The sequence below is a fragment of the Brevundimonas poindexterae genome (assembly GCF_020524625.1).
In the GTDB taxonomy this organism is placed as follows: domain Bacteria; phylum Pseudomonadota; class Alphaproteobacteria; order Caulobacterales; family Caulobacteraceae; genus Brevundimonas; species Brevundimonas poindexterae_A.
The window spans coordinates 656,846-682,236 of the sequence record NZ_JAIVLL010000002.1; the positions used below are offsets into that span (position 1 = coordinate 656,846).

Annotated in this window: 23 protein-coding genes; 16 read left to right on the forward strand and 7 right to left on the reverse strand. The window is 70.1% G+C overall.

The window, feature by feature from the left end; all coding sequences use genetic code 11:
- Nucleotides 1-66: 66 nt before the first annotated feature.
- From infB to LC068_RS09650, 11 genes are all read left to right on the forward strand, one after another.
- The gene (infB, locus tag LC068_RS09600; protein ID WP_226636672.1) at nucleotides 67-3,027 is read left to right on the forward strand and encodes a translation initiation factor IF-2; all 2,961 of its coding nucleotides are present in this window, start codon (nucleotides 67-69) and stop codon (nucleotides 3,025-3,027) included.
- Between the two features lie 35 nt (nucleotides 3,028-3,062).
- The gene (locus tag LC068_RS09605; RefSeq protein ID WP_226636674.1) at nucleotides 3,063-3,581 is read left to right on the forward strand and encodes a hypothetical protein; all 519 of its coding nucleotides are present in this window, start codon (nucleotides 3,063-3,065) and stop codon (nucleotides 3,579-3,581) included.
- A gap of 72 nt (nucleotides 3,582-3,653) precedes the next feature.
- On the forward strand, nucleotides 3,654-4,193 hold the full coding sequence (locus tag LC068_RS09610; protein WP_226636676.1) for a hypothetical protein: 540 nt from the start codon (nucleotides 3,654-3,656) through the stop codon (nucleotides 4,191-4,193).
- Between the two features lie 23 nt (nucleotides 4,194-4,216).
- The gene (locus LC068_RS09615) at nucleotides 4,217-4,909 is read left to right on the forward strand and encodes a DUF2459 domain-containing protein (protein WP_226636679.1); all 693 of its coding nucleotides are present in this window, start codon (nucleotides 4,217-4,219) and stop codon (nucleotides 4,907-4,909) included.
- 73 nt (nucleotides 4,910-4,982) lie between these two features.
- Nucleotides 4,983-5,423, forward strand: a complete 441-nt coding sequence (rbfA, locus tag LC068_RS09620; protein WP_226636681.1) for a 30S ribosome-binding factor RbfA — start codon at nucleotides 4,983-4,985, stop codon at nucleotides 5,421-5,423.
- A gap of 142 nt (nucleotides 5,424-5,565) precedes the next feature.
- Nucleotides 5,566-6,528, forward strand: coding sequence for a tRNA pseudouridine(55) synthase TruB (gene truB, locus LC068_RS09625; protein WP_226636684.1), 963 nt, complete (start codon nucleotides 5,566-5,568; stop codon nucleotides 6,526-6,528).
- A 19-nt stretch (nucleotides 6,529-6,547) separates the two neighbouring features.
- Nucleotides 6,548-6,817: a 30S ribosomal protein S15 gene (rpsO, locus tag LC068_RS09630; protein WP_209119599.1), complete on the forward strand. Its 270-nt coding sequence runs from the start codon at nucleotides 6,548-6,550 to the stop codon at nucleotides 6,815-6,817.
- A 219-nt stretch (nucleotides 6,818-7,036) separates the two neighbouring features.
- Entirely contained in the window at nucleotides 7,037-9,274 is a 2,238-nt protein-coding gene (pnp, locus tag LC068_RS09635; protein WP_226636687.1) for a polyribonucleotide nucleotidyltransferase, read from the forward strand.
- Between the two features lie 263 nt (nucleotides 9,275-9,537).
- On the forward strand, nucleotides 9,538-11,130 hold the full coding sequence (gene murJ / locus LC068_RS09640) for a murein biosynthesis integral membrane protein MurJ (protein WP_226637088.1): 1,593 nt from the start codon (nucleotides 9,538-9,540) through the stop codon (nucleotides 11,128-11,130).
- Between the two features lie 45 nt (nucleotides 11,131-11,175).
- On the forward strand, nucleotides 11,176-12,210 hold the full coding sequence (trpS, locus tag LC068_RS09645) for a tryptophan--tRNA ligase (RefSeq protein WP_226636690.1): 1,035 nt from the start codon (nucleotides 11,176-11,178) through the stop codon (nucleotides 12,208-12,210).
- Between the two features lies 1 nt (nucleotide 12,211).
- Complete coding sequence (locus tag LC068_RS09650; RefSeq protein WP_226636693.1) at nucleotides 12,212-12,661, forward strand: OsmC family protein; 450 nt, start codon at nucleotides 12,212-12,214, stop codon at nucleotides 12,659-12,661.
- Here the strand turns inward: LC068_RS09650 and LC068_RS09655 are convergent.
- The 5 genes from LC068_RS09655 to LC068_RS09675 all read right to left on the reverse strand — a co-directional run bounded on the left by LC068_RS09655 (nucleotide 12,658) and on the right by LC068_RS09675 (nucleotide 17,449).
- Nucleotides 12,658-13,407: a dienelactone hydrolase family protein gene (locus LC068_RS09655; RefSeq protein ID WP_226636695.1), complete on the reverse strand. Its 750-nt coding sequence runs from the start codon at nucleotides 13,405-13,407 to the stop codon at nucleotides 12,658-12,660. The two genes, LC068_RS09650 and LC068_RS09655, sit on opposite strands and share 4 nt — an antisense overlap.
- Nucleotides 13,408-13,512: 105 nt before the next feature.
- A complete protein-coding gene (purH, locus tag LC068_RS09660; protein WP_226636698.1) occupies nucleotides 13,513-15,114 on the reverse strand; it encodes a bifunctional phosphoribosylaminoimidazolecarboxamide formyltransferase/IMP cyclohydrolase in 1,602 nt (533 codons plus the stop codon).
- A 111-nt stretch (nucleotides 15,115-15,225) separates the two neighbouring features.
- A complete protein-coding gene (locus tag LC068_RS09665; protein ID WP_226636699.1) occupies nucleotides 15,226-16,104 on the reverse strand; it encodes a metallophosphoesterase family protein in 879 nt (292 codons plus the stop codon).
- Nucleotides 16,104-17,057 carry a diacylglycerol/lipid kinase family protein gene (locus LC068_RS09670; RefSeq protein ID WP_226636700.1) on the reverse strand — a complete coding sequence of 318 codons (954 nt, stop codon included), beginning with the start codon at nucleotides 17,055-17,057 and terminating at the stop codon, nucleotides 16,104-16,106. Before LC068_RS09670 ends, LC068_RS09665 begins: the two co-directional genes overlap by 1 nt.
- A 56-nt stretch (nucleotides 17,058-17,113) precedes the next feature.
- Nucleotides 17,114-17,449, reverse strand: a complete 336-nt coding sequence (locus tag LC068_RS09675; RefSeq protein WP_226636701.1) for a hypothetical protein — start codon at nucleotides 17,447-17,449, stop codon at nucleotides 17,114-17,116.
- A gap of 185 nt (nucleotides 17,450-17,634) precedes the next feature.
- On the opposite strand from LC068_RS09675, the gene LC068_RS09680 reads away from it, so the two are divergent.
- The 3 genes from LC068_RS09680 (at nucleotide 17,635) to LC068_RS09690 (ending at nucleotide 20,842) form a co-directional block, all read left to right on the forward strand.
- Nucleotides 17,635-17,991, forward strand: a complete 357-nt coding sequence (locus LC068_RS09680; protein WP_226636703.1) for a YMGG-like glycine zipper-containing protein — start codon at nucleotides 17,635-17,637, stop codon at nucleotides 17,989-17,991.
- A gap of 91 nt (nucleotides 17,992-18,082) precedes the next feature.
- Entirely contained in the window at nucleotides 18,083-18,550 is a 468-nt protein-coding gene (locus LC068_RS09685) for an OmpA family protein (RefSeq protein WP_226636705.1), read from the forward strand.
- A gap of 114 nt (nucleotides 18,551-18,664) precedes the next feature.
- Nucleotides 18,665-20,842, forward strand: coding sequence for a protein-disulfide reductase DsbD family protein (locus LC068_RS09690; protein ID WP_319002494.1), 2,178 nt, complete (start codon nucleotides 18,665-18,667; stop codon nucleotides 20,840-20,842).
- Between the two features lie 17 nt (nucleotides 20,843-20,859).
- On the opposite strand, the gene LC068_RS09695 is transcribed toward LC068_RS09690, so the two are convergent.
- The gene (locus LC068_RS09695; protein ID WP_226636707.1) at nucleotides 20,860-21,342 is read right to left on the reverse strand and encodes a hypothetical protein; all 483 of its coding nucleotides are present in this window, start codon (nucleotides 21,340-21,342) and stop codon (nucleotides 20,860-20,862) included.
- A gap of 143 nt (nucleotides 21,343-21,485) precedes the next feature.
- Between LC068_RS09695 and pgi the strand changes: the two genes are divergently transcribed.
- Nucleotides 21,486-23,120: a glucose-6-phosphate isomerase gene (gene pgi / locus LC068_RS09700; protein WP_226636709.1), complete on the forward strand. Its 1,635-nt coding sequence runs from the start codon at nucleotides 21,486-21,488 to the stop codon at nucleotides 23,118-23,120.
- 3 nt (nucleotides 23,121-23,123) lie between these two features.
- Here the strand turns inward: pgi and LC068_RS09705 are convergent, their stop codons facing one another.
- The gene (locus LC068_RS09705; RefSeq protein ID WP_226636711.1) at nucleotides 23,124-23,642 is read right to left on the reverse strand and encodes a hypothetical protein; all 519 of its coding nucleotides are present in this window, start codon (nucleotides 23,640-23,642) and stop codon (nucleotides 23,124-23,126) included.
- Nucleotides 23,643-23,769: 127 nt separating this feature from the next.
- On the opposite strand from LC068_RS09705, the gene LC068_RS09710 reads away from it, so the two are divergent.
- A complete protein-coding gene (locus tag LC068_RS09710) occupies nucleotides 23,770-25,314 on the forward strand; it encodes a tetratricopeptide repeat protein (protein WP_226636714.1) in 1,545 nt (514 codons plus the stop codon).
- Nucleotides 25,315-25,391: the final 77 nt, after the last annotated feature.

Consider the following 25,391-nt stretch of genomic DNA (forward strand, 5'->3'; position numbering starts at 1 on the left):
GCGCTCGCCCTTTTGTGTTTGATACGTGGCGTCGGGATTGTCCCGGCGTCCAGACGAAGCGACCGGATGACCGACGAGAACGACAAGACCCAGGACGGCAAGACGACCGAAACCCCGAGCGCCAAGGCCTCTGGTACCGCGACCCCGCAGACGGGTCCGCGCGCACCGCTGAGCCTCAAGCCGCGCTCGACGGGGTCCGTGTCGACCGGCACGGTCCGCCAGAGCTTCAGCCACGGTCGCACCAAGACGGTTGTGGTCGAGACGAAGCGTCGCGCCGGAGCGCCCGTGCAGCCGCGCACCCAGGGCTTTGACGTCGCCGGACGCCGCCCGGCGCCGCCGCGCCCGGCCGCCCCCGCATCGGCCCCGACCGAAGCCGGTGGCCTGTCGTCCGAGGAACAGGAAGCCCGCCGCCGCGCCATCGAGGCCGCCCAGGCCGAACGCGCCGCCCGCGAGAAGGCCGAAGCCGCCGAGCGCGCCGCCCGCGAGGAAGCCACGCGCAAACAGGCCGAGGCCGCCCAGTCGGAAGCCGCTGCCGCCCGCGCCGCTGCCGAAGCCGCCCGCGCCGAGGCCGCAAAACTGGGGGCTGCTGCACCCAAGGCCGAGGCCAGGCCTGCCAAGCCGGCCGCCAAGGCCGAGCCGGCCCAGGCCGCTGCACCGGCCGCCGAGGACAAGCCGGCTGCGCCGGCCGAGACGAAGCCCGCCGAGGCCCCGGCCCGTCCGGCCCGTCCGGCGGTCAATTTCGGCCAGCGCGTGCCCAAGCCGGGCCAGCAGCGCCGCGATCCGCCCGAGCGCCCCGCCTTTGGCGGTCGTTCGGCCCGTGAAGTTGCCCTGAGCGGTCCCGCCGGCGGTGCCGCCGGTCGCCCGCGCGTGCCCAGCGAGCCCGTTCGGTATTCGGCCAATGCACCGCGTCCGGCCCCCGGTGCCGCGCGCCCCGGCCCCGGTGGTCGGGGAGCGCCCGCCGGTCGCGGAGCCCCCGCTGCCGCGCCCGCCACGCCGGAAGTGTCGCGTCCCAGCCGTTCGGCCGGAGGATTCTCGGGCCGTGGCGGTCGTGAGGACGATCGCGATCGGCGCTTCTCGGACGCCGGTCCGGGCAAGGCCATCAGCCGCACGCGCGGCGAGCCCAAGCGTCGCGAAGGCCGCCTGACCATCCAGGCCCTGGCCGGAGGAGACGAGGACGCCGCCGAGCGGATGCGCTCGCTGGCCTCGGTGCGCCGGGCCCGCGAACGCGAGAAGGAAAAACGCAAGGGCGGCACGTCGGAAGTGCCGAACCGTCCGCGCGAAGTGGTCATCCCCGATGTCATCACCGTCGGTGATCTGGCCAACCGGATGGCCGTGCGCGGCGTCGACGTCGTCAAGTTCCTGATGCGTCAGGGCATGATGATGAAGATCAATGACGTGATCGATTCCGACACCGCCGAACTGGTGGCCGACGAATACGGCATGACCGTCAAGCGCGTGTCGGACTCCGACATCGAGGAAGGCTTCCTGGCCGAGGCGGATGACGCCGACGCCACCACGCCCCGCTATCCGGTCGTGGCCGTCATGGGCCACGTCGACCACGGCAAGACCAGCCTGCTGGACGCGCTGCGCACCACCGATGTGGCGACGGGCGAGGCCGGCGGCATCACCCAGCACATCGGCGCCTATCAGGTGCGTCTGAAGGACGACCAGCGCGTCACCTTCCTCGACACGCCGGGCCACGCGGCCTTCTCGGCCATGCGGGCGCGCGGTGCCAATGTCACCGACATCGTCATCCTGGTGGTGGCGGCCGACGACGGCGTCATGCCCCAGACGATCGAGGCCATCCAGCACGCCAAGGCGGCCGAGGCCCCCCTCATCGTGGCGGTCAACAAGATCGACAAACCCGGTGCCAATCCGCAGAAGGTCGTCAACGAGCTGCTGCAGCACGAGGTGATCGCCGAGAGCCTGGGCGGTGACACCCAGGTGATCGAGGTGTCGGCCAAGGAGCGCACCAATCTGGATGGGCTGCTGGACGCCGTCCTGCTGCAGGCCGAGGTCATGGACCTGCGGGCCAATCCGGACCGGTCGGCCGAAGGCGTGGTCATCGAATCCAAGCTGGACAAGGGCCGTGGCCCGGTCGGCACCGTGCTGGTCAAGCGCGGCACCTTGCGTCGCGGCGACATCGTCGTGGCCGGCTCGGCCTGGGGCAAGGTTCGCGCCCTGCTGGACGAACGCAACGCCCAGCTGGAAGAAGCCGGTCCCTCGACGCCCGTCGAAATCCTCGGCCTGGACGAGCCGCCCTCGCCCGGCGAAGTGTTCGCCGTGGTCGAGACCGAAGCCCGCGCCCGCGAGCTGACCGACTTCCGCGAGCGCAAGCAGCGCGAGAAGGCAACCGCCTCCAACCCCGTCTCGCTGGCCGATATGATGGCCAAGCTGGGCACCCAGAAGATCAGCGAGCTGCCGGTGGTCATCAAGGCCGACGTGCAGGGCTCGGCCGAGGCGATCTCCGGATCGCTGCAGGCCATGGGCAACGACGAGGTCCGGGCCCGGGTGGTCTTCCAGGGCGCCGGCGGTATCACCGAGAGCGACGTCAACCTGGCCAAGACGGCGGGGGCTCCGATCCTGGGCTTCAACGTCCGGGCCTCGAAACAGGCGCGCGAACTGGCCGACCGGGAAGGCGTGGAAATCCGCTACTACTCGGTGATCTACGACCTGCTGGATGACATGAAGGGCGTGCTGTCGGGCATGCTGGCGCCGATCCAGCGCGAAACCTGGCTGGGCAATGCCAAGGTCCTGCAGGTGTTCGACATCTCGAAGATCGGCAAGATCGCCGGTTGCCGGGTGGCCGAGGGCGTGGTCCGCAAGGGCGCGCGGGTCCGGATCGTGCGCGACGATATCGTCGTGCTGGAACTGGGCACGCTCAACACGCTCAAGCGCTTCAAGGATGAGGTCAACGAAGTGCCCTCGGGCCAGGAATGCGGCATGCAGTTCCAGGGCTTCCAGGACATCAAGGAAGGCGACCTGATCGAATGCTTCACCGTCGAGGAGATCAAGCGCGAGCTGTAGGTCGCGCCTGATCGCCCGCTGTCCGGAGACCGCCCATGATCCGTCTTGCCACAGGCCTTCTGTTGCTGACGCTCACGGCGGGCCCGGCGGCGGCGGAGACCCGCTACTGGGCCTATGACGCGGCCGACCGCGTCACCCAGGCCCTGACGAAGGGCATCACCATCGAGATCCACCGGAACTTCTTTGGCGCCGTCAGCGTGCAGAGACTGTTCTCGACCTCGGCCCGCGGCTCGGCCGAGATCCGCCGGGGCGGCCCCGCCGCCACGCGGTCGGTCCTGCCGGAGGGTGTCCGGGCCAATGACGTCTATCAGATCGTCAAGGAAGGCGACGGGCGCGGTCTGGTGCGGGCCCTGTGCCCGGGAGCCGACGACGCCTGGCTGCTGACCGGTCGTATCCGTCAGGGCGATCCGATCGCGATGCACGCCGTGGGCCGCTGGGCCGACGGCACCTATCGCCACTGCGTGACGCTCAGCTATGCCTATCGCGGCGAATGGAGCCTGCCGGACGGCGCCGCGGCGCCCCGGGCGGACGAAACCTCGCCCTCCGCGCGATAGGGCTTCCGAAGCCTCGGCGATCGCTGTTAGCGTGGGAGGGATGACTCCCGCCCGCCTCCCCCTTCCTGACGCATGAAGCGCCTGCTCGATCTGTTCGGGGTGCTGGTGCTGGTCCTGCTGCTGTCGGCCTTCGACGAGCGCGGGGCCGAGCAGACGGTCGTACGCGCCCGCGCCGGGCTGGATGACGTCTGGACCCGGCTGTCGCCCCGGGGGCAGCCTCCCGTCTCAAGCCTGCCGACCGAGGCGGTCGACAATGGCCTGCGCGGCCAGTTTGCGGCGGTGGACGAGCGGTCGCCCTGGACCCTGCTGATGGCGGACGGGGCCGAACTGGACATCGCGGGTCTCGGCCGGATGCAGACCCGGCCGCTGCGGATCGCCGATGCGTCGGAGCCCCCGCTGGCCGCCCTTCGCCTTCCGGCGGGGCATCAGGTCGAGCTGCGCGAGATCGTGGCGCTGGACCCGGCCCCCGGCGGGCAGGCCCTGTGCCCCGAATATCCGGCCCGCTATCTGGCCCTGGCCTCGCGCGGGGATCGGCTGGAACTGGCGGCCTTTGCCGACCCTCCCGAAGGCGAGGCGCGGCCTTGTTCGCGCCTGAGTTTCCGTCTTCCCTGAGCCGGCATTCGCGGAGACACTGAATGGGCGGGGCCATCCGTATTCTGATCGCGGGCCTGATCGGCGCGATCCTGGGCCTGGTCAGCTGGACCGAGCAGGGTCCGGCCCTTCCCCCGCCCGGCGCGGGCGCCGTCACCGTCAGTATCGAGAGCAACGGCTTTCACACCGATCTGGTGATGGATCGCGCGCCGCTTGTGGAACGGGGCGGGCCGCTGGCCGGGCGGGTCGCGGCGCTGGCCCCCGGCGAGGCGGTGCGGATCGGCTGGGGCGATGCGCGCTTCTATGTCGACCAGACCCCGATCATGGGGCGCCTGCCGGATGGCGCCCGGGCCCTGTTCAAGCGCGGCAATGCCTCGGTGCTCATGCTCAGCCCTGTCGCGCGGATGCGGCCGGTGCGGGATCCGGAGCGGCAGGTGCGCATTCGCCTCTCCCCGGAGGCCTTCGAGGCGCTGGCCCGCCGGATCGAGGCCTCGCTGGACCTGTCCGGGGGCGAGCCCCGGCTGGTCGCCACGGCGCCGGACGGGCGGACCCGCTTCTATGCCTCGCACGAGACCTTCTGGATCGGACGGATGTGCAACCGCTGGACGGCCGAGGTGCTGTCGGCCGCCGGCCTGACCGTTCATCCGGGGCGGGCGCCCGTGGCCGCCTCGGTGCTGGCCGACGCGCGGGCGAATGCCCGGGCCGCTACGCTGGACACAGGCCCACCGGGCGACTAAACCGCGCCCCCTTGCCGCCCGCCCCTTGCCATCAGGTCCGGGGCCGGGCGTCGCTGAACGGGAAGGACCCGCCATGAGCCGACGCAAACACAGCGACACGGCCGGTCACGGCCCCAGCCAGCGCCAGCTGCGCGCCGGCGAACTGGTGCGCCACGCCCTGGTCGACATCCTGCGCGAGGAAGACATCCACGACGAGGCCCTGTCCGGGGTGTCGGTGACGGTGACCGAGGTGCGCCTGTCGCCGGACCTGAAGCATGCCACCTGTTTCGTCGAACCGCTGGGCGCCGGGATCGACACCGCGCCGGTCGCCGGCCATGAGAGCGAAGTGGTCAAAGCCCTGAACGCCCACGCCAAATTCCTGCGCGGCCTGCTGGGCCGACGGATCGACATGAAGTTCACGCCGGACCTGCGCTTCCGCCACGACGAGAGCTTTGAGGTCGCGGCCCGCATGGACGCCCTGCTGGCCGACCCGCGCGTGCAGGCGGACCTGCAGGACGACGGGGACGAAGAATGATCCTCCCCCGCCGCCTTGCGGGGGAGGGGGACCCCGAAGGGGTGGTGGGGGCGACGGCCGTCGCACCGCTTGATTTCGCCCCCTCCACCAGCTTCGCTGGTCCCCCTCCCCCCTTCGCTACGCGAGTGGGGAGGATTCTCTGATGGGCCGCCGCAAGCGCGGGCAGCCGGTCGACGGCTGGGTCTGTCTGGACAAGCCGCTTGAGATGGGCTCGACCCAGGCGGTATCGATCGTCCGGCGCCTGTTCGATGCGCAGAAAGCCGGTCATGCCGGAACGCTGGACCCGCTGGCCACCGGCATCCTGCCGATCGCCCTGGGCGAGGCGACCAAGACCGTGCCCTTCATGATGGACGCCGAGAAAGTCTATCGCTTCACCGTCACCTGGGGGGTGTCGACCGACAGTGTGGACGCCGAGGGCGTCGAGATCGCGCGCTCGGACGTGCGGCCGTCGTGCGAGGCGGTCGAGGCCGCCCTGCCCGCCTTTGTCGGCGATATCGAACAGGTGCCGCCGCGCTTTTCCGCCATCAAGGTCGACGGCCAGCGCGCCTATGACCTCGCACGGGACGGCGAGGAATTCGAGCTGAAGGCCCGTCCCGTCACCATTCATGAGGCGGCGATCACGGCGTCGGACACTGACAGCGTCGAGATCACGGTGCGGACCGGCAAGGGGGTCTATATCCGCTCGCTGGCGCGGGATCTGGCGGCCATGCTGGGGGCCGAGGGCCATGTCACGGCGCTCCGGCGCGAGCGGGTCGGGCCGTTTTCGACCGAATCGGCGGTCACACTGGATATTCTGCGGGAAATGGTGCATAGGGGCGCCGCCTCGGAAGGTCTCCTTCCGGTCGCGACCGCTCTGGACGACATCCCGGACCTGGCCGTGACCGAGACGGATGCCTTCTCGCTTCGGCAGGGACGGCCGATCGTTCTGCTTCCCCGACACGTCGAAACGCTGAAAGCCCGGCTCCGGCCCGGCTCGCGGACGGTTTCGGTATTCGGGAACGGAACCCTGGTCGCCCTCTGTTCGATGCGGGCCGGTCGGCTTGAACCCGACCGCGTTTTCAACCTCCAGCCCTCAAGCAGCGAGGCCCCGCGGGCCGAGCGATAGGGCAAGAAAGGACTGCCCGATGTCGATTACGCCTCAACGCAAGGCCGAAGTCATCACCGATAACGCTCGCGGCGCCGCCGATACCGGTTCCGCCGAAGTGCAGGTGGCCATCCTGACCGAACGGATCGCCAACCTGACCGAGCACTTCAAGACCCACAAGAAGGACAACCACAGCCGTCGCGGCCTGCTCAAGCTGGTGTCGCAACGCCGGGGCCTTCTGGACCACCTCAAGAAAAAAGATGCGGCCCGCTATCAGGCCATCATCGAAAAGCTGGGCCTGCGCCGCTAGGGCCAGGTGACGGGAAGGGCCCGCTCGACGGGCCCTTTCTCTTATCCGCCATCGGCGGACCGGAGGCAGACGCCTCCACGACGCGAGGGCCACGCCGGTCCTCTTCCACCCCCGCCCGGATGCGACGGCGTATCCGGGTTCCTGGGCCCGAAGGACTGAGAATAGCCCTGACTGTCCGTCCCCATCGGCAATCCGGCCATGGGATTCGAAAGAGAAAATATGTTCGATATCAAACGCAAGACCATTGAGTGGGCCGGTCGCCCGCTGACGCTGGAAACGGGCCGCATCGCCCGTCAGGCGGACGGCGCGGTTCTGGCCACCTATGGCGAGACCGTCGTGCTGGCCACCGTCGTCTACGGCCGCGCGCCCAAGCCCGGCCTCGATTTCTTCCCCCTGACGGTCAACTATCAGGAAAAGACCTTTGCCGCGGGTCGCATCCCCGGCGGCTACTTCAAGCGTGAAGGTCGTCCGACCGAAAAGGAAACCCTGGTTTCCCGCCTGATCGACCGTCCGATCCGCCCGCTGTTCGTCAAGGGCTTCAAGAACGAGACCCAGGTCATCGTCACCGTCCTGCAGCACGATCTGGAAAATGATCCGGACGTCGTAGGCATGGTCGCGGCCTCGGCGGCCCTGACCCTGTCGGGCGTGCCCTTCATGGGCCCGATCGGCGGCGCCCGCGTCGGCTACATCGACGGCGAGCTGGTTCTGAACCCGACGCTCGACCAGATGCCGAACTCGGATCTGGACCTGTTCGTCGCCGGCACCCAGGACGCCCTGATGATGGTCGAGTCCGAAGCCAGGGAGCTGTCGGAAGAGACCTTCCTCGAGGCCCTGATGTTCGCCCACCGCGGCATGCAGCCGGTCATTGATGCCATCATCGACCTGGCCGAACACGCCGCCAAGGAGCCGTTCGACTTCACCGCCGAGGATCACTCGGACGTGGTCGCCTCGATCAAGAAGCTGGTCGGCGACGACATCAAGGCCGCCTATACCCATCAGGCCAAGCACGCCCGCCACGAAGCGGTCGGCGCCGCCAAGAAGAAGGCCGCCGAGGCCCTGGTGAAGACCGACGAGAACCCGGACGGCGTCGAGCCGGCCAAGTTCGCCGCCGCCTTCAAGGAATGCGAGGCCGAGGTCCTGCGTCGCGACATCATCGAGAACAGCCACCGCGTCGACGGTCGCGCCCTCGACAAGGTCCGTCCGATCGTTTCGGAAGTCGGAGTCTTCCCGCGCACCCACGGTTCGGCCCTGTTCACCCGCGGTGAAACCCAGGCGATCGTGGTCGCCACCCTGGGCACCGGCGAGGACGAGCAGTACATCGACGCCCTGACCGGGACGTACAAGGAGAAGTTCCTCCTGCACTACAACTTCCCCCCCTATTCGGTCGGGGAAACGGGCCGCATGGGCGGCGCCGGCCGTCGCGAAATCGGTCACGGCAAGCTGGCCTGGCGCGCCATTCGCCCGATGCTGCCGACCTCGGAAGAATTCCCCTACACCATCCGTCTGGTGTCGGAGATCACCGAGTCGAACGGGTCGTCCTCGATGGCCACGGTCTGCGGATCGTCGCTGGCCCTGATGGACGCCGGTGTGCCGCTCAAGAAGCCGGTCTCGGGCATCGCCATGGGCCTGATCCTGGAGCCCTCGGGCGAGTTCGCCATCCTGTCGGACATCCTGGGTGACGAGGATCACCTGGGCGACATGGACTTCAAGGTGGCCGGCACCCGTGACGGCATCACCAGCCTGCAGATGGACATCAAGGTCGCCGGTATCACCGAGGAGATCATGAAGAAGGCCATCGCCCAGGCGTCGGCAGGCCGTCTGCACATCCTCGACGAGATGGACAAGGCCATCGACGGTGCCCGCACCGAGCTGGGCGAGTACGCGCCCAAGATCGAGCAGATCAAGATCCCGGTCGACAAGATCCGCGACGTGATCGGCACCGGCGGCAAGATCATCCGCGAAATCGTCGAAAAGACGGGCGCCAAGGTGAACATCGAGGACGACGGCACGGTCAAGATCGCCGCCTCGGAGCAGGACAAGATCGACGCCGCCCGCGAGTGGATCAAGTCGATCACCTCCGAGCCCGAGCCCGGCATGATCTATTCCGGCAAGGTCGTGAAGGTCGTCGACTTCGGCGCCTTCGTGAACTTCTTCGGCGCCAAGGACGGTCTGGTCCACGTGTCGCAGATCTCGCTGGAGCGTGTCGCCAACCCTGCCGACGTCCTGTCGGAAGGCCAGGAGGTCAAGGTCAAGTTCCTGGGCTTCGACGATCGCGGCAAGACCAAGCTGTCGATGAAGGTCGTCGATCAGGAAACCGGTGAGGACATCACCGACAAGATCAACGCCGAGCGCGCCGAGCGGGGCGAGCCGCCCCTGTCGGAAGACACCGGCGGCCGTCCGAAGCGGGACGGAGACGGCGGTGGCCGCGACCGCAGCCGTGGTCGTCGTCGCGACTGATCGCTGATCCACCCTTAAGGAAGAGGCCCCGTCGGAAACGCCGGGGCCTTTTTCTTGGGCCCTCGTCGCCCCGGCCCATTCACGCGCCGTTATCGATGAGTGCGCCATCGTCGAAATCGGCCTATGGCTGACATTCCTCCGATCCTGATCCGAGCCTGCCGGTGAGCCTGCCCCCCGAGACCGTTCCGACGCCCGAGGCCACGGCCACCACGCCCCCCGGCGGGACCACCCCCGCGAGCCCGCCGGCCCGGCGCGGCGGCGGGATGATGCGATCCTCGGCCATCTTCAGCGGCCTGACCCTGATCAGCCGGGGCGCGGGCTTCGCGCGCGATGTGGTGATTTCGGCGGCGCTGGGCGCCTCGGCCGGACCCGCCGCCGACGCCTACAACACCGCCCTCAGCTTCCCCAACCTGTTCCGGCGCATCTTTGCCGAGGGGGCGTTCGCCGCCGCCTTCGTGCCTGCCTATTCGAAAACCCTGGAACTCGACGGCCCGGAGAAGGCCGACCGGGTCGCCACCCAGGCGCTGGCCGCCGTCGCCGCCGCGACCGTCGTCCTGACCATTGTCGCCCAGCTGGCCATGCCGTGGCTGATGATGGTCATCAACGTCGGCTTCCTCGAGGATCCGGCGCGTTACAAGCTGGCCGTGGTGCTGACCCAGATCACCATGCCCTATCTGCCCTGTATGGCGATCGCGGCCCTGCTGTCCGGGGTGCTGAATGCGCGGGGACGGTTCATCGTCTCGGGCGCCTATCCCATCCTGCTGAACCTGATCATGCTGGCGGCCGTCATACCGGCCACGGGCGGGCAGGTGGGCGCGGCCTATGCCGCCTCCTGGGCGGTGCTGGCGGCGGGCGTGGCCCAGGCGGGCCTGTGCTGGTGGGCGGTGCGCAAGGCCGGGGCCAATATCCATCTGGCGATCCCGAGGCTGACGCCCGAGGTCAAGGCCATCATCATCACCGCCATTCCGGCGGCCGTCGGCAATTCGGCGACCCAGCTCAATGTGTTCGTGTCCGGCAATCTGGCCAGCTTCGTCGATGGAGGCCGGACCTGGCTGGCCACTGCGGATCGCCTGTACCAGCTGCCGCTGGGGCTGGTCGGGGTGGCGATCGGCATCGCCCTGCTGCCCCGCCTGTCGGCGGCCGTGGCTTCGAATGATCACGCCCGGCAGAAGGCCTCCATGGATCAGGCCGTCCTGCTGTCCATGGCCCTGACCCTGCCCGCCGCTGCCGCCCTGATGGGCATGCCCTATTTCCTGATCGACGCCCTGTTCACGCGGGGCGCCTTCCTCGATGTCGATGCCGAGGCGACCGCCCGGGCCCTGTTCCAGTTCGGCTGGGGCGTGCCGGCCTTTGTGCTGATCCGCATTCTGGCCCCCGCCTATTTTGCCCGGGGCGACACGAAGAGCCCCATGCGGTTCGCCCTGGTCTCGGTGGTGGTCAATGTGGGGCTGGCCGTCGGCCTGTTCTTCGGAGCCAGAATGGGTGTGCCCGGCATCGCCGCCGCCGTCAGCGCGGCCGCCTGGTCCAACGCCGGCCTGCTGGCCCTCAACCTGTGGCGACGGGACCATTACCGTCCAGGGCCCGCCCTCGTCTCGCGCCTGATCCGGATCACCCTGGCCGCCGCCGGTATGGGGGCGCTGGTCGCCTTCGCCAGCTGGGCCCGGCCGTATTATCAGCCCGAAATCCAATCGGTTCTGGCCGCTGCGGGCCTGTCGGTCGGGGCCAAGGAGATCGCCGTGGGGCTGGTCTCGGCGCTGGGCGGACTGGCCTATGCCGGGCTGGCGCTGGCGACCCGGGCGGTGACGATTGCCGAGCTCAGGGCGCTGGTCCAGCGCGGCAACGGCGGCAAGGACTGATGCCCGCTCTTGCCACCCCGGCCCGGCTGGGGCATGGCCCTTGCCATGTCTGATACGCCTCCCGCCTATTCCGGTCCGCGCCGCATTCTGAGCGGCATCCAGGCCTCGGGTGCCCTGCACCTCGGCAACTATCTGGGCGCGCTCAAGCGCTTCACCCAGCTGCAGGACGCGGGCGCCCCGTGCTTCCTGTTCGTCGCCGATCTGCACGCCATCACCGTCTGGCAGGAGCCTGACAAGCTGACGGCCCAGACGCGCGAGATCGCCGCCGCCTATCTGGCCTCGGGCCTCGATCCGGCGCGCTCGGTGATCTTTCCGCAGTCGGCGGTGCGCGCCCATGCGGAGCTGGCCTGGGTATTCAACTGCGTCGCCCGCCTCGGCTGGCTGGACCGGATGACCCAGTTCAAGGAGAAGTCGGGCAAGCACAAGGAGCGGGCCTCGGTCGGCCTCTATACCTATCCGGTGCTGCAGGCGGCCGACATCCTCGTCTACAAGGCGACCGAGGTGCCGACCGGGGAGGACCAGAAACAGCACCTCGAGCTGACCCGCGACATCGCCCAGAAGTTCAACAATGACTTTGGCGTGCCGGGCTTCTTCCCCCAGCCCGAGCCGGTCATTCAGGGCCCCGCGCCGCGCGTCATGAGCCTGCGTGACGGTCAGGCCAAGATGTCCAAGTCAGACCCGTCGGACCTGTCGCGCATCAATCTGACCGACGATGCCGACACCATCGCCGCCAAGGTGCGGAAGGCCAAGACCGATCCGGAGCCCCTGCCCGAGACGCTGGACGGGCTGGAGGGACGGCCGGAAGCGAAGAACCTGGTGACGATCTATGCCGCCCTGTCGGACCAGACGAAGGAGGCTGTGCTGGCCGAATTCGCGGGGCAGGGCTTTGGCGCCTTCAAGCCGAAGCTGGCCGAGGTGGCGGTCGCCGCCATGGCCCCGGTCACGGCCGAGATGCGCCGCCTGATGGCCGATCCGGCCGAGATCGACCGGGTGCTGAAGGACGGGGCCGAGCGCGCCTCGGCCGTTGCCGACCCGGTCGTCGACGAGGTCAAGAAGATCGTTGGCTTCTGGAGGCCCTGAAGTGAGCACCTATACCGCCACGGTCGACTGGTCGCGCGGCGATCAACCGTTCACCGACGGGGCCTATTCGCGGGCGCACGACTGGCGGTTTGACGGGGGTGCCGTGGTGCGGGGCTCGTCGGCTCCGCCGGTGCCGGGCTCGGACCCCGCCGCCGTTGACCCGGAAGAGGCGCTGGTGGCGGCGGTGTCGGCCTGCCACATGCTGTTCTTTCTGGCCTTTGCGGCCAGGGCCGGCCTGACGGTCGACCGCTATACCGACGCCGCGGTGGCCGACATGGGCCGGGACGACCGGGGCAAGATCTCGATCACTCGCGTGACCCTGCGTCCCGACATCCGCTGGGTCGGCGAGACTCCTCCGGCCGGGGTGCTGGACGACCTGCACCACCGGGCGCACGAGGCCTGCTATCTGGCCAACTCGATCCGCGGCGAGGTCGTCGTCGAGCCCGTCTAGAGAGCGGGCGCCAGATCGGTCAGCAGGGCGGTGAAGCGCCGGATCGCCTCCTTTGCCAGCTCGGGGTCATGGCGCATGGGCGGGGCGCTCATCGGTTCGTCGAAGGCGTGGGTGCCCTCGGCGATCCAGGTCTCGACCTCAACGCCGCAGTTCCGGACCATGGCATGGACCCGTTCGGCATTGCGCACCGTCGTCAGGTGGTCGGTGCGGGCGATGACGCCGAGGGTCTTCGGACAGTGCCGCCAGGGCTTCATCCGGTTGGCCGCAAGGAAGCCGACGTAAGGGTAGGCCAGCCAGGCGCCCTTCACCCCTGCGAGGTCACAGGCAGCCGGGTCCGACAGGCCGAGCGCCCCGGGCCGGGGATCGGCGCTCATGGCCTCCATAATGCCCCAGCCGCCGTGACTCCATCCGGCGAGGCACAGGCGACCGGCATCGACCTCGGGCCGGCGCGACAGGCCGTCGATGGTGGCCAGCACATCCCCACCCCGGGCATGTCCGCGAAAATGCAGGCCGGTGCAGACGGTGGCCATGGCGAAGCTGCGGCTCCACCCCCGGGCGGCGAAGGAATCAACGATGTATGCCCGCCAGCCCGCCGCCCTGGCCGCCTCGGCATAGAGGGGCAGGTGATCGCGGACGCCCCCGCAGCCGTGAAACAGCGGGACCGCCGGACGCGGCCGGTCGTCGTCCGGCTCCACCACCGTCACATGGGGCTCCAGCCGGGCCCAGCGTTCCGCAAGCGTGTCCATATTCACCCCCATAGCCCTCAAGCCGCGAGCGACCGCGTCGCGAGCCCAGGGCCAGTGTCAGCTCAAGCAGCGAGCAACCGCGTTGCGAGCGTTAGCGCCCCCCAATCAGTGCCGGAAGACCCGGGTTCCCGTAAAGGCCATGGCGATGCCCTTGTCGTCGGCGGCGGCGATCACCTCGGCGTCACGGATCGACCCGCCCGGCTGGATGACCGAGGTGGCCCCGGCGGCGACCGCTTCCAGCAGGCCGTCGGCGAAGGGGAAGAAGGCCTCGGACGCACAGGCCGAGCCTTCGGCCAGCGACGGCAGGCCCTGGGCCTCTCCGGCCTCGCGGGCGCGGATGGCGGCGATGCGGGCGCTGTCGCGGCGGTTCATCTGGCCCGCGCCGATGCCGGCGGTCTGGCCGTCCTTGGCATAGACGATGGCATTGGACTTGACGTGCTTGGCCACGGTGAAGGCGAACAGCATGTCGCGCACCTCGGCGTCGGTGGGCTGGCGCTTGGTGACGATGGTCAGGTCGGCGGGCGTGATCCGCGCCAGATCCCGCGACTGCACCAGGAAGCCCCCGGCGACCGAGCGGAACACCGAGCCGGCCTGCATCGGATCGGGCAGGCCGTCGGTCAGCAGCAGGCGCAGGTTCTTCTTCGCCGCAAAGACCGCCATCGCCTCCTCATCGGCGCCGGGGGCGATGACCACCTCGGTGAAGATGTCGGTGATCAGCCGGGCGTCGGCCGCTGTCAGGGGGCGGTTGACCGCGACCACGCCGCCGAAGGCCGAGACGGAATCGCAGGCCAGCGCCCGCTGATAGGCCGCCGACAGGTCGCTGCCGATGGCCACACCACAGGGGTTGGCGTGCTTGACGATCACACAGGCGGGCTCGCTGAACTCGGCGACCAGTTCATAGGCGGCGTCGGCGTCGGCGATATTGTTGTAGCCCAGCTCCTTGCCCTGCAGCTGGCGGGCGTTGGCGACGCCGGGACGGCGGTCGGCGGTGCGGTAGAAGGCACCCGACTGGTGCGGGTTCTCGCCGTAGCGCAGGGTCTGGGCGAGGGTGCCGGCAATGGATTTGCGGACCGGGGCCGCATCCTCGACCCGGTCGGCGAACCAGCCGCTGACGGCAGCGTCATAGGCGGCGGTTCGGGCAAAGGCACGCGCGGCCAGCTGTTTGCGAAGGGCCAGCGAGGTCGCGCCGTCGGCCTTGAGCGCGGCGATCACCTGATCCATAGCGTCGCGATCGACGCAGACGGCGACGTGGCCGTGGTTCTTGGCCGCCGAGCGGATCATGGCCGGGCCGCCGATGTCGATGTTCTCGATACAGGCCTCGAAGCCCGCGCCCGATTCAACGGTGGATTCGAAGGGGTAGAGATCGATCCAGGCGATATCGATCGGGCCGATGCCGTGTTGCTCCATGGCCGCAGCGTGGGCCGGGGCATTGCGGACCCCCAGCAGGCCGCCGTGCACCACCGGGTGGAGCGTCTTCACCCGGCCGTCCATCATTTCCGGAAAGCCGGTCAGGTCGGCGACATCGCGCACCGGCAGGCCGGCCTTGTCGATCGCGGCGCGTGTGCCGCCGGTCGAGACCAGTTCCACGCCCAGATCGTTGAGCGCCTGCGCGACCTCGACCAGGCCGGCCTTGTCGGACAGGGAGATCAGCGCCCGGACGGGACGGACGGCATCGGGGGCGGGCGGAAAGTCGGGAGCAGCGGGCATGACGGGGCTCGGTCTGGAGGGGCGCGGGGAGGGCGGCGGGAGGACCGCGCGTCTAGCATTCCCCTCGGCAATGGTCACGCCCGCCGTGCATCCGCCCGGGCGGAAGGCGGCTCAGCGCGCCTCGCTGTCGGCCATCTGCTGCATGTCGGCGGCCACCGCCTCGGGGCGGGGGGCGGTCTCGGCATGGCGGGTGTCCTGACGGCGGGCCAGGGTCCACACCTTGTCCTCGACGAATGCCGTCCCGTCGAAGGCCAGCACGGTCACGGTGATGGAGCGATCGTCCCACTCGATGCGGTTGATGCTGGGCGGCACGCCGCGCAGCCGGTGCGACAGGGTCCCGCAGCCGACGGCGTAGGATTTGTGATCCCCCAGCTGGATGGGCAGGGCGAACGGAACATGGACATGGCCGCTGAGCACCAGATCGACGCCGGCGTCGGCAAACAGCTGGGCGGCCCGGCGACCGCGCTTCACATCACCGGTGACGGGCGCGCCTTCCATTTCGATCAGGGGATGATGGACGGCGACGATGCGCAACGCCCCGACGGGTGCCCGCGAGAGGGCCTCGGCGGCCCGGGACGTCTGGTCCAGATCGATGACGCCCTTGGACCAGTTGAGGCGGGCCTGCCAGCCACGGGCCGTGGTGATGCCGCGCACCATCAGGGCGGTGTCGGTGAAGCGGGCGCTGAACTGGTGGTCGTGGGCCGGGTGGCCGACGGCGTCCTCGAACGCCCCCCACGGATTGAAGACACGCGCCATCACATCCCAGTAGGGCACATCGTGGTTGCCGACGGTGACGAACACCGGCGTCGGCAGGCTGTCGATCCAGCGGGCGGCATCGAGGAATTCGGAGCGCGCGCCGACCTGGGTGATGTCGCCGGTGATCAGGGTCAGGTCCGGACGGACCTCGTGCAGCAGGTCGTGAACGGCGGTCACCGCCTCGGGGATCTCGCAGCCGAAATGCACGTCCGAAACCTGGATAATCCGCCCCACTAGACCCCTTCCTCCCCCGATGGCTCCGCATCGGCGGCAGGGGCGAGGGCGCGGAAGGCCACGGCGTCGAAGACGACCTCGGCCTCGGCATCGAGCAGGGTCGGTTCTCCGTCGATCACGGCAGGAATACGCGAGCGGGCCGAGACGGTGACGTAGCGGGTGGGTCGGGTACGCACCGAGGAATCCCGGCGCCAGTCGTCAAACAGGGCATGCGCCGCCAGACGGAAGGCGTCGACGGCGCCGCGAGTGTTCATGGCGGCGGCCTCGAGCCCCGTCGGGGCCTCCATGGCGCGGGAGATGGTGGGGCTGATGAGCACCAGAGCCTCGGCGCGGCCGGGGCCTTCCCCGACCAGGGTGTAGCGGAGGCGCCCGGTGAAGGCGCGTTTCAGCGCGCGCTGGCCATGCAGCCAGGCCAGACGCAGCCGACCCACGCGGACGGCTTCTCGCGCCGGCGCCCACAGGGCGGGCGCCCCCAGAATGGCCGCACAGTAAAAGGGCCGGGATTCGATGCGGTCGACGACGCGTCCCCCGGCAACCGGCACCTCGGTGCCGGACTCCAGCGCGCTCCGGAGCGCCTTCTTCCAGTCTGCGGTGCCGTAGAGGGCCTTGGGCAGCATGTTCATCGTGCCGCCGGGCAGGGGCGCGATGAGCGGGCCGTCCGGCCCCGCCCGGGCCGCGATGGTGCCGGCCGTGCCGTCGCCCGCCAGCACGAACAGGGCGTCGGCCTTCGCCTCGAAGGCTTCATCGATCCGGGCGTCGAAATTATCGGCGTCCAGTCCGACCACCGTGGCCTGGAGGTCGTAGTCGGCGAGGATGGCCTCGACCTCCTCGAGGGCCTTGTCCCCCACGCCGCCGGACAGCGGATTGACCAGCACCACGATCGAGCGCAGGGGCACGGCCGACGTCAGCGGCCGCGCGGTCGACGTCTCTTCAATGGTCAAGGTTTCCGCCATGGCGGCTGAACGTGCCGAAGGTCCGGGCGTTCCAGCCGCCGGAGACGAAGCCGCGATCAGGGGTTCTTGAGTTCCTCGGCCGTGCGCTCGGCGCCGGCCTCGAGGGCGTCGCCGGTCTTCTCGGCCAGATCCCCGGCATCGTCGGCCACGGCCTCGGCCGCCTCGGGCGCCTGACCGACCAGACCCTTGACGCCGTTCACGCCGCTGGTGATCCAGCGATCAATGGTGGCGCCCCCTCCGGCGACGGACCCTTCCTTGATGCCCAGCGCCACCGTCAGGGCCCCGAACACGGCCAGGAGGACGATGATGAGCCCGATGATGCCCGACAGGCCGGCGCCCGAGCGGCGCTTCTTGCGGGCCCACACGGGGCTGGCATGACCGTCATCGGCCATCCGAGTGATCTGGTTGAAACGCATACGCAAATACCCCCTGGTTCTTGAAGGGGCCCCGGCTGGTATGCCCCCCGGCCCCTCTCCCGGACCTTAATACAGTCTTAATGCGAGATATAGTCGAGGAACCGGGGCCATAATCCAGCGTTCTCACCCCGGGGGCGAACTGAAGGGAAAAGGGATTGACGATGAAGAGAGCGATTTTCGCCATTGCGGCCGCCGGCCTGCTGAGCACGGCCTGCGCCAGCGACCCGTACGGCTACGGCGGTACCAATGAAACCGTCCGTCAGGGCGCGGCCGGTGCGGCCATCGGCGCTGTCGCCGGTGCCATCATCGGTAACAACGTGGGTGACGGCAGCGCCGGCACCGGTGCGGCCATCGGTGCCGCCGTGGGCGGTGCCGCCGGCGCCATCCGTGGCTCGAACCAGGACCGCGCCAACCAGCGTCGCAACTATGACCAGCAGCGCGGCGCCTACTACTACTGCTACCCCGAAGGGGACTGCTATTGGGAAGACGGTACGCGTCGGAACCCGCCGCGGTACTGATCGGACCTGAATCTGAAGGAGAAGGCGGCCTTTCCGTGCGGAAGGGCCGCCTTTTTCTGTTAGGGTGAGGGCCAGGTTGGGGAGAGATGGCATGTCATCGGTATCGATTTCGCGTTTTGCGGCGCTGGCGGCGGTCGCCGGTGTCGGGCTGGCGAGCTGTTCGGGGTACGGGCCGTTCCGCGACCGGAGCGACCTGGTGGTCGAGCCCGCCACCTGCACCGCCAAGCGGTTCGACATCTATTTCGCCGAGGGTCAGGCGCGCCTGACCGATCCGGCGATGCAGGCCATCCGCATGACCGCCGACCAGCTGCGCGGGTGTGACATCCGGAAGGTGCAGGTGATCGGTCTGGCCTCGTCGACGGGATCGTCGGCCGCCAACCAGACCCTGTCGGAGCGTCGGGCCATTGCGGTGACCGAGGCGCTGGAAGCCGAGGGCTGGCCCCTGCCGGTGTTCGAGATCGCGGTCGCCGGCGATACAGGCGCGACCTCGGGCGACGGGACGGCCGTGCCGCTGCGCCGCCGCACCGAAGTGCTGATCGAGGCCGCGCCCCCGCGCTAGGCCGTGCGTCCCGCCGTCGCAGATGAGTCGTGAGCGCTCCCGAGGGAGGTGACCCGGCGCGCGCGCGCGCCTAGGGTCGCGCCGTCCTCATTGCTTCGGGAGCCGAGAGCGCCGGTGCCGACCCTGTCCCTGTTCCTGCGACGGCTGCTGCTGGCGGCGCTGCTGGCCATGTCGGCCGTCGCCCCGGCCCAAGCCCAGTCGGGGGCGCAAAGCTCAATCGCGGCAAGGACCGGCCCGGCCTCGACCGAGCGGATCACGGCAGAGCTGGTGTCGATGACGGCCAGCGCCACGCCGGGATCGACCCTGATCCTGGCGGTACGACAGGACATCCGGCCCGACTGGCACACCTATTGGCGCAATCCCGGGGATTCCGGCGGGGCGACCACCCTCAGCTGGCACCTGCCCGAGGGGCTGGACGCCGGAGACATCGTCTGGCCGACACCCGAGCGCCTGCCGCTCTCCGGGTTGATGAATTACGGCTATGAGGGCGTCGTCTATCTGCCGGTGCCGGTCGCCGTGCCCGCCGATGCTGTGCCGGGCGAGATGCTGGACCTGTCGGTGACCGCCCTGTTTCTGGTGTGCAGCGCCGAAATGTGCGTGCCGGACCAGCTGGAGCTGGCCCTGAGGCTGCCGGTCGGCGCGGCCGACCAACGCGCGCTCGAGACCCCCCATGCCGACGCGATGCAGGCCGTGCTGGACAGCGCACCCCGCCCCGCAGGTCTGGAGGCCCGCGTGGCCCGGGGCCCGGGCGGCGCCCTGACGCTGGCGGTGACCGGAGATGCGCTCAAGGGCGAGGGCGGTCCGGGTCCGGTCTATTTCTATCCGTTCGGGACGGATGTGATCGACCATGCCGCGCCCCAGACCGGGACCTGGGGGCCGGAGGGGCTGGCCCTGACGCTCCGCCCGGGCAGCCGGCCCGCGGACGGGCCGCCGGAGGCGATCGCCGGGGTGCTGACCACCGCGCGCGGCGCCTATGAGATCATCGCCCGGCCCGGCCCCTTGCCGGACGGGACGAACGGGTCGGGGACGCTCGACAGCGAGGCACAGACCCGGGGCGGGTTCGATCTGTCGGCCCTGCTGCAGGCGGCGCTGCTGGCGCTGGCAGGCGGGCTGATCCTGAATCTGATGCCCTGCGTCTTCCCGATTCTGGCGATGAAGGCGGCGGCGCTGGCCCGGGCCGCCCACGACCCGCGCGAGGCTCGGCGCGACGGTCTGGCCTTTCTGGCGGGTGTACTGGTGACCTTCCTGTTGCTGGCCGGGCTGATGCTGGGCCTGAGGGCAACGGGAGAGGCGATCGGCTGGGGCTTTCAGCTTCAGAGCCCGGTCGTGGTGCTGTCGCTGGCGCTGCTGACGCTGGCGGTGGGGCTGAACCTGTCGGGCGTCTATCACATCGGCCAGTCGCTTCAGGGGCTGGGCGAGGTGCGGCTGGCGCGCCTGCCGGGCGGCACCGGGGCCTTTTTCACGGGGGTGCTGGCAGTGGCAGTGGCGGCGCCCTGTACCGCCCCCTTCATGGCGGCGGCGCTGGGCGCGGCGCTGGTCATGCCCTGGGCGGCCGCGCTGATGGTGTTCCTGATGCTGGGGCTGGGTCTGGCCCTGCCATTCGTGGCCATCAGCCTGAGCCCGCCGCTGCTGGCGCGCCTGCCGCGGCCAGGACCGTGGATGGACCGGATGAAAGGTCTGCTGGCCTTTCCCATGTATGCGACGACGCTGTGGCTGATGTGGGTGGCGGCACGGCAAGCGGGCAGCGAGGTGCTGGCGCTGGGCCTGCTGGCGGGTCTGATGCTGGCCTTTGCCCTGTGGCTGTGGGGCACGCGACAGGCGGGCGCCGGGCGGTGGGCGGTGGTCCTCGGCCTGATCTCCCTGCTGGCCGCAGGGGCCGCCCTGGCCGTGGCCGCCCGGATGGAGCCGGACGTCCCGGCCGCGTCCGCAGACGGCACCGAAGCACTGGCCGCCGGGGTCTGGTCATCCGCAGCGGTCGAGGCTGCCCGCGCCGAGGGGCGGCCCGTGCTGGTCAATTTCACCGCCGACTGGTGCGTGACCTGCAAGATCAATGAGCGGGTGGCACTGTCATCCGCCGAGGTGGCGAAGGCCCTGGAGGAGACCCGGGGCGTCTATCTGGTCGGGGACTGGACCGTGCGCGACCCGGCCATCACCCGCGAGCTGGAGCGTCACGGGCGCTCGGGCGTGCCCCTGTATCTGCTCTATGCGCCCGGACAGGCGGAGCCGCGCGTCCTGCCGCAGCTGTTGACGCCAGGGCTGGTGGCGGAGGCGGTCCGCGACGCGGGCCGCTGATCGCTTCAGCCGGGGCTCTATTCGGGGAAGGTCTGACCCGGGGCGGTGATGACGGCGATGTTGTCGTCGAACAGGTGCACCAGTTCTGACAGGGCCAGATCTCGGCTTTCGCGCGTGTCGGCAGCCTCCATGTCGGCGATCCGGCGCGGCATGTCCTCGGACAGGCCCCGGAGGATGCAGGTCATGTCGCCCTGGCTCTCGCGCGACTTGAGGATCAGGTGGCCCTGCATGTCGAGGTCGCTGAGGGCCAGCGCCTCGGTACGGAAGCTGAGCCAGTCTTCGCCGGTCAGGAAGTTCGGCTGGTGCACGGCGCCGCTGGCGGCCCAGCCCTCGGTGACGCCCTTCAGGTGTTCGGCGCGCGAGACGATGTCGACGAACAGGGGCTCGGTCACCAGACCGGTCAGGTCGGCCGGCACGGCGGCCGGATCGAGCGAGGCGGCGAGCGCCACATCGGGATTGGTGAGCAGCAGGGCCGTGGCGACCGCCAGTCCACAGGACATGATGACCTTTCCGGGCACGGGGCCCTTGAATGGTGTCGACCCGTCGGCGCATCCCGAATCAGGTCGACCGGGGGGATTGCACCGGTTTACGCCCGAGCCGTAAACGAGGCCTTGACGTTCCCCCTCCCCATCCGGAGCTGCCCATGACCCCCGCCCTGCCCGAGACCGATGCCAAACGCCGGGCGGATGCCTGGGCGGCCCTTGAGGCGATCGCGCGGCGTGACCGCGATGTGCGGATCGAGACCCTGTTCGGGGCCGAGCCCGACCGGGTGGAGCGGCTGACGCTCGAGGCGGCCGGGCTGTGGCTGGACCTGTCGAAACAGGCCTTCACCCGCGAGGGGCTGGAGGCCTGTCTGGCGCTGGCGGAGGCCTGTGACGTGCCGGCATGGAAACGGGCCCTGTTCGGCGGGGCGGCGGTCAATGACACCGAGGGGCGCGCGGTGCTGCACCCGGCACTGCGGGCACCGGACGGCGCGCATTTCGAGGCGCTGGGCGAGCCGGTCTCGCGCGAGGTCGAGCAGGTGCGGGACCAGATGGTGGCCTTTGCCGAGGCGATCCGGTCGGGCGAGCATGCCGGGGCGACCGGCGAGCGCTTGCGGGCCGTGGTGCATGTCGGCATCGGCGGATCGGATCTGGGCCCGCGGCTGGTGTGGGATGCGCTGCGGCCGGTCGACCCCGAGGTGGACGTTCGCTTCGTGGCCAATATCGACCCGCGCGAGATGGCCGAGGCGCTGAGCGGACTGGATCCGGCCTCGACGCTGGTGATCGTGGTCTCCAAGACCTTCACCACCCAGGAGACCCTGGCCAATGCGGCGCTGGCGCGCGACTGGCTGGCCGCTGCCCTGCCCGCCGAGGGCCTGCGGCGGCATCTGGTGGGGGTGTCGGCGGCGCCGGACCGGGCCGAGGCCTTTGGCTGTGGCCGGGTGTTCGGCTTTTCGGACTGGGTCGGCGGCCGCTATTCCCTGTGGTCGGCCGTCAGCCTGTCGTGCGTGATCGGTCTGGGCGGAGAGGCTTTCCGGGACCTGCTGGCCGGGGCGGCGGGCATGGACCGGCACACGCTGGAGACCCCGCCGGGCTGGAATGCGCCCGTGCTGATGGCGCTGGCCGAGATCTATAATGTCGAGGGGTTGGCGCGGCGCGCCCGCACCGTGGCGCCCTATGCCCAAGGCCTGCGTCGCCTGCCGGCCTTTCTGCAGCAGCTGGAAATGGAGTCGAACGGCAAGGGCGTGACCCGCGACGGCCAGGCCGTGCCGCACGGCACGGGACCGGTGGTGTTCGGGGAGCCCGGAACCAATGGCCAGCACGCCTTTTTCCAGCAGCTGCATCAGGGGCCCGAGGTGGTGCCCGCCGATTTCATCGTCGTCCGCGAGACCATGCCCGGGGTGGACGGTGCCCCCCTGTGGTCCAATGCCCTGGCGCAGGCCGAGGCCCTGATGCGGGGGCGGACCACCGCCGAGGCACGCGAGGGGATGATCGCCGACGGGCTGGATCCGGACGAGGCCGACCGTCTGGCCCCGCACCGGACCTTCCCCGGCAACCGGCCCTCAACCACCGTGGTGATGGACCGGTTGACGCCGCACGCACTGGGGGCGCTGCTGGCCCTCTATGAGCACAAGACCTTCGTCGAGGGCGTCATCTGGAACATCAACAGCTTTGACCAGTGGGGCGTCGAGCTGGGCAAGGTGATGGCCAAGCGGGTGCTGGGGGCTGCACACGAAAAACGGGCCCCACAGATGTGGGACCCGTCAACGCGGTCTCTGTTCGACCGTCTGGCCTGACCCCTACCAGCGGCGGTCGTAGCGATAGTCGCGGCGGTCGTCGCGGCGATCCCGACGGTCGTACCGGCGATCGTAGCGGCGGTCATAGCGATCATCGCGGCGATCCCGGCCGTAATAGTTCTGGTCGCGGCTGTTGATGCCGTGCTCGCGCTCCCAGTGGCCACGGTTCCGGTAGCAGCGCCCGTCGCGATAGTAGTCGCAGTCGTCGCCGCGGTTGGCGGTGGCACCTATGGCCGCGCCGGCCACAGCGCCGCCGAGGATGTATTCGCCGTCGCCATTGCCGATCAGGGCGCCCGCCACGGCGCCGACGGCGGCGCCGATCAGCACGTCTTCGGTGCTGGAGGACCGGTCGCGGTCCGGATAGCGGTCATAGCGATAGGACTGGGCCGCCGCCGGATCGGCCGCCATCAGGCCGGCCGCCACGGTTGCGGCGGCGATCAGGCCGGCGAGGACCGCCGGGCGTGCGGACGGCGCGGTGGGGGCCGCAGCGCGGGCGTGGATCTGGCTTTCGGAGCGGTTCATGGGGTGTCCCTTTCCTGAAGGTGGCGTGAAGCTCATGGCGCCATACTGGGGGCGCGGGCCTGAACCCGCCGGGAGGGGGCCGTTCATCCCCCGTTCATCCGGTCAGATTCCGTCAAGGCGCGCACCCTTGTCTGAAAGCGGTGTTCGGCGCACCTTGCCGCCGATGATCGCGCGCGCCGCCCCTCTTCGTCGAAGCCTGGCCCATCTGCTGCTGGCAGCGGGGACCCTGCTGGTCGCGCTGCTGCTGGCGCAGGCGGCAATGGCGCAGGATCGACCGCCACCGCCACCCCCTCCTCCGCCACCGCCGCCCCCGACCGATGTCCGGGTCTCCAGCCCGGATGAACTGGCCCGCCAAACGCTGGAGGCCGCCGCGGCCGCCCGCGACGCCGGGGATGTGGCCACCGCCGAGGCGGGCTTTCTCTCGGCGGCCGAGGCCTTTGCCCGCCTGGACCAGCCGGTCGAGGCGTCGAACGCCTGGATCGATGTGGCGCGCCTGAGACTGGCGGACGACCGGGTCGAGGCGGGGGCCGAGGCGCTGGCGCAGGCCGTGCATGTGGTCGAGGCGGCGCGTGGTCCGGACGATCCGGCGCTGGTCCTGCCGCTGCAGATCCAGGGCCGGCTTTATTACATCCAGGGGCGCTATGAGGCGGCGCTGACCAATATCGCCCGGGCGCGGGCCCTGCTGGCCGACCACGGTGACGGAGTAGTGGTCGCCGAACTGCTGTTCGAGGAAGGGCGGGCGCTGGACGCCCTCGGCCGGTTCGCGGAGGCCGAGACAGCGGCGCGGCTGGGACTGGGCCTGAGGCTGGACCTGCTGGGCCCCGACGATCCGGTCACGGCCGATACGATGAACCAGCTGGCCAATGCCCTGATGGCCCAGGGCCGGTTCGCCGAGGCCGAGCCGATCTTCCGCCGCGCCCTGTCGGTCTATGAGGGGGCCTATGGACGCGACAGCGACACGGTGGCGCTGGTGCTCAGCAATCTGGGCAATGTGCTGCGCCGGACGGGCCGGATGGAGCAGGCCGAGGCCGCCTATGCCCGGGCGGTCGGCATTGCCGAGGGAGTGGGCGACCCCTTCCTGCTGGCCCAGCTGCTGAACAATTTCGGCTGGTATCTGCATATGGCGGACCGCGATGTGGAGGCCCAGCCGGTGTTCGAGCGGGTGCTCGCCATGGCGCTGGAGCTGGCCGGGCCCGAGCATCCCTTTACCGGCATTGCGCGGGCCAATCTGGCCATCACCCTGTCGGGGCAGGGCCGTCATGCCGAGGCCCTGCCGCTGTTCAGCGAGGCGCTGGCGGTGCTGGAGCCGGGCCTGGGGGCCGACAGTCCCGATCTGGTCACAACGCTGGAGGGGCGGGCTCTGGCGCTGGCGGAAACCGGCGATGATGCGACGGCCGAGGGCCTGTACCGCCGCTCGCAGGCCATCGTCGCCGCACGACTCGCGCCCGGCCATCCCGAGGCGACGCGTCTGGCCGGGACCATGGCGGGCTTCCTGACCGACCGGGACCGGCCGGCCGAGGCCCTGGCCGTGGTGCGACCGGCGCGGCGGGACCTGTTTGCCCGCAACGGCATGGTGCTGGAAGGGCGCGACCCCCTGCGCCGCGCCGCGCCCCTGTTCGCCCAGCAGGTCCGGGCCAGCTGGGACCTCGCAGAAACCCTGCAGACCCCCTGACAATTTTCGCAAGGCAACCCGGCCGGACCCTTGACGGGCCGGGGGTCGCGACCCTACGTGCAGGCCGCATTAGCACT

What these genes read in the sequence shown, in the direction of transcription:
- infB (WP_226636672.1), top strand. Translation starts at nt 67, where the DNA reads ATGACCGACGAGAACGACAAGACCCAGGACGGCAAGACGACCGAAACC.
- LC068_RS09605 (WP_226636674.1), top strand. Translation starts at nt 3,063, where the DNA reads ATGATCCGTCTTGCCACAGGCCTTCTGTTGCTGACGCTCACGGCGGGC.
- LC068_RS09610 (WP_226636676.1), top strand. Translation starts at nt 3,654, where the DNA reads ATGAAGCGCCTGCTCGATCTGTTCGGGGTGCTGGTGCTGGTCCTGCTG.
- LC068_RS09615 (WP_226636679.1), top strand. Translation starts at nt 4,217, where the DNA reads ATGGGCGGGGCCATCCGTATTCTGATCGCGGGCCTGATCGGCGCGATC.
- rbfA (WP_226636681.1), top strand. Translation starts at nt 4,983, where the DNA reads ATGAGCCGACGCAAACACAGCGACACGGCCGGTCACGGCCCCAGCCAG.
- truB (WP_226636684.1), top strand. Translation starts at nt 5,566, where the DNA reads ATGGGCCGCCGCAAGCGCGGGCAGCCGGTCGACGGCTGGGTCTGTCTG.
- rpsO (WP_209119599.1), top strand. Translation starts at nt 6,548, where the DNA reads ATGTCGATTACGCCTCAACGCAAGGCCGAAGTCATCACCGATAACGCT.
- pnp (WP_226636687.1), top strand. Translation starts at nt 7,037, where the DNA reads ATGTTCGATATCAAACGCAAGACCATTGAGTGGGCCGGTCGCCCGCTG.
- murJ (WP_226637088.1), top strand. Translation starts at nt 9,538, where the DNA reads ATGATGCGATCCTCGGCCATCTTCAGCGGCCTGACCCTGATCAGCCGG.
- trpS (WP_226636690.1), top strand. Translation starts at nt 11,176, where the DNA reads ATGTCTGATACGCCTCCCGCCTATTCCGGTCCGCGCCGCATTCTGAGC.
- LC068_RS09655 (WP_226636695.1), bottom strand. Translation starts at nt 13,407, where the DNA reads ATGGACACGCTTGCGGAACGCTGGGCCCGGCTGGAGCCCCATGTGACG.
- purH (WP_226636698.1), bottom strand. Translation starts at nt 15,114, where the DNA reads ATGCCCGCTGCTCCCGACTTTCCGCCCGCCCCCGATGCCGTCCGTCCC.
- LC068_RS09670 (WP_226636700.1), bottom strand. Translation starts at nt 17,057, where the DNA reads ATGGCGGAAACCTTGACCATTGAAGAGACGTCGACCGCGCGGCCGCTG.
- LC068_RS09675 (WP_226636701.1), bottom strand. Translation starts at nt 17,449, where the DNA reads ATGGCCGATGACGGTCATGCCAGCCCCGTGTGGGCCCGCAAGAAGCGC.
- LC068_RS09680 (WP_226636703.1), top strand. Translation starts at nt 17,635, where the DNA reads ATGAAGAGAGCGATTTTCGCCATTGCGGCCGCCGGCCTGCTGAGCACG.
- LC068_RS09685 (WP_226636705.1), top strand. Translation starts at nt 18,083, where the DNA reads ATGTCATCGGTATCGATTTCGCGTTTTGCGGCGCTGGCGGCGGTCGCC.
- LC068_RS09695 (WP_226636707.1), bottom strand. Translation starts at nt 21,342, where the DNA reads ATGTCCTGTGGACTGGCGGTCGCCACGGCCCTGCTGCTCACCAATCCC.
- pgi (WP_226636709.1), top strand. Translation starts at nt 21,486, where the DNA reads ATGACCCCCGCCCTGCCCGAGACCGATGCCAAACGCCGGGCGGATGCC.
- LC068_RS09705 (WP_226636711.1), bottom strand. Translation starts at nt 23,642, where the DNA reads ATGAACCGCTCCGAAAGCCAGATCCACGCCCGCGCTGCGGCCCCCACC.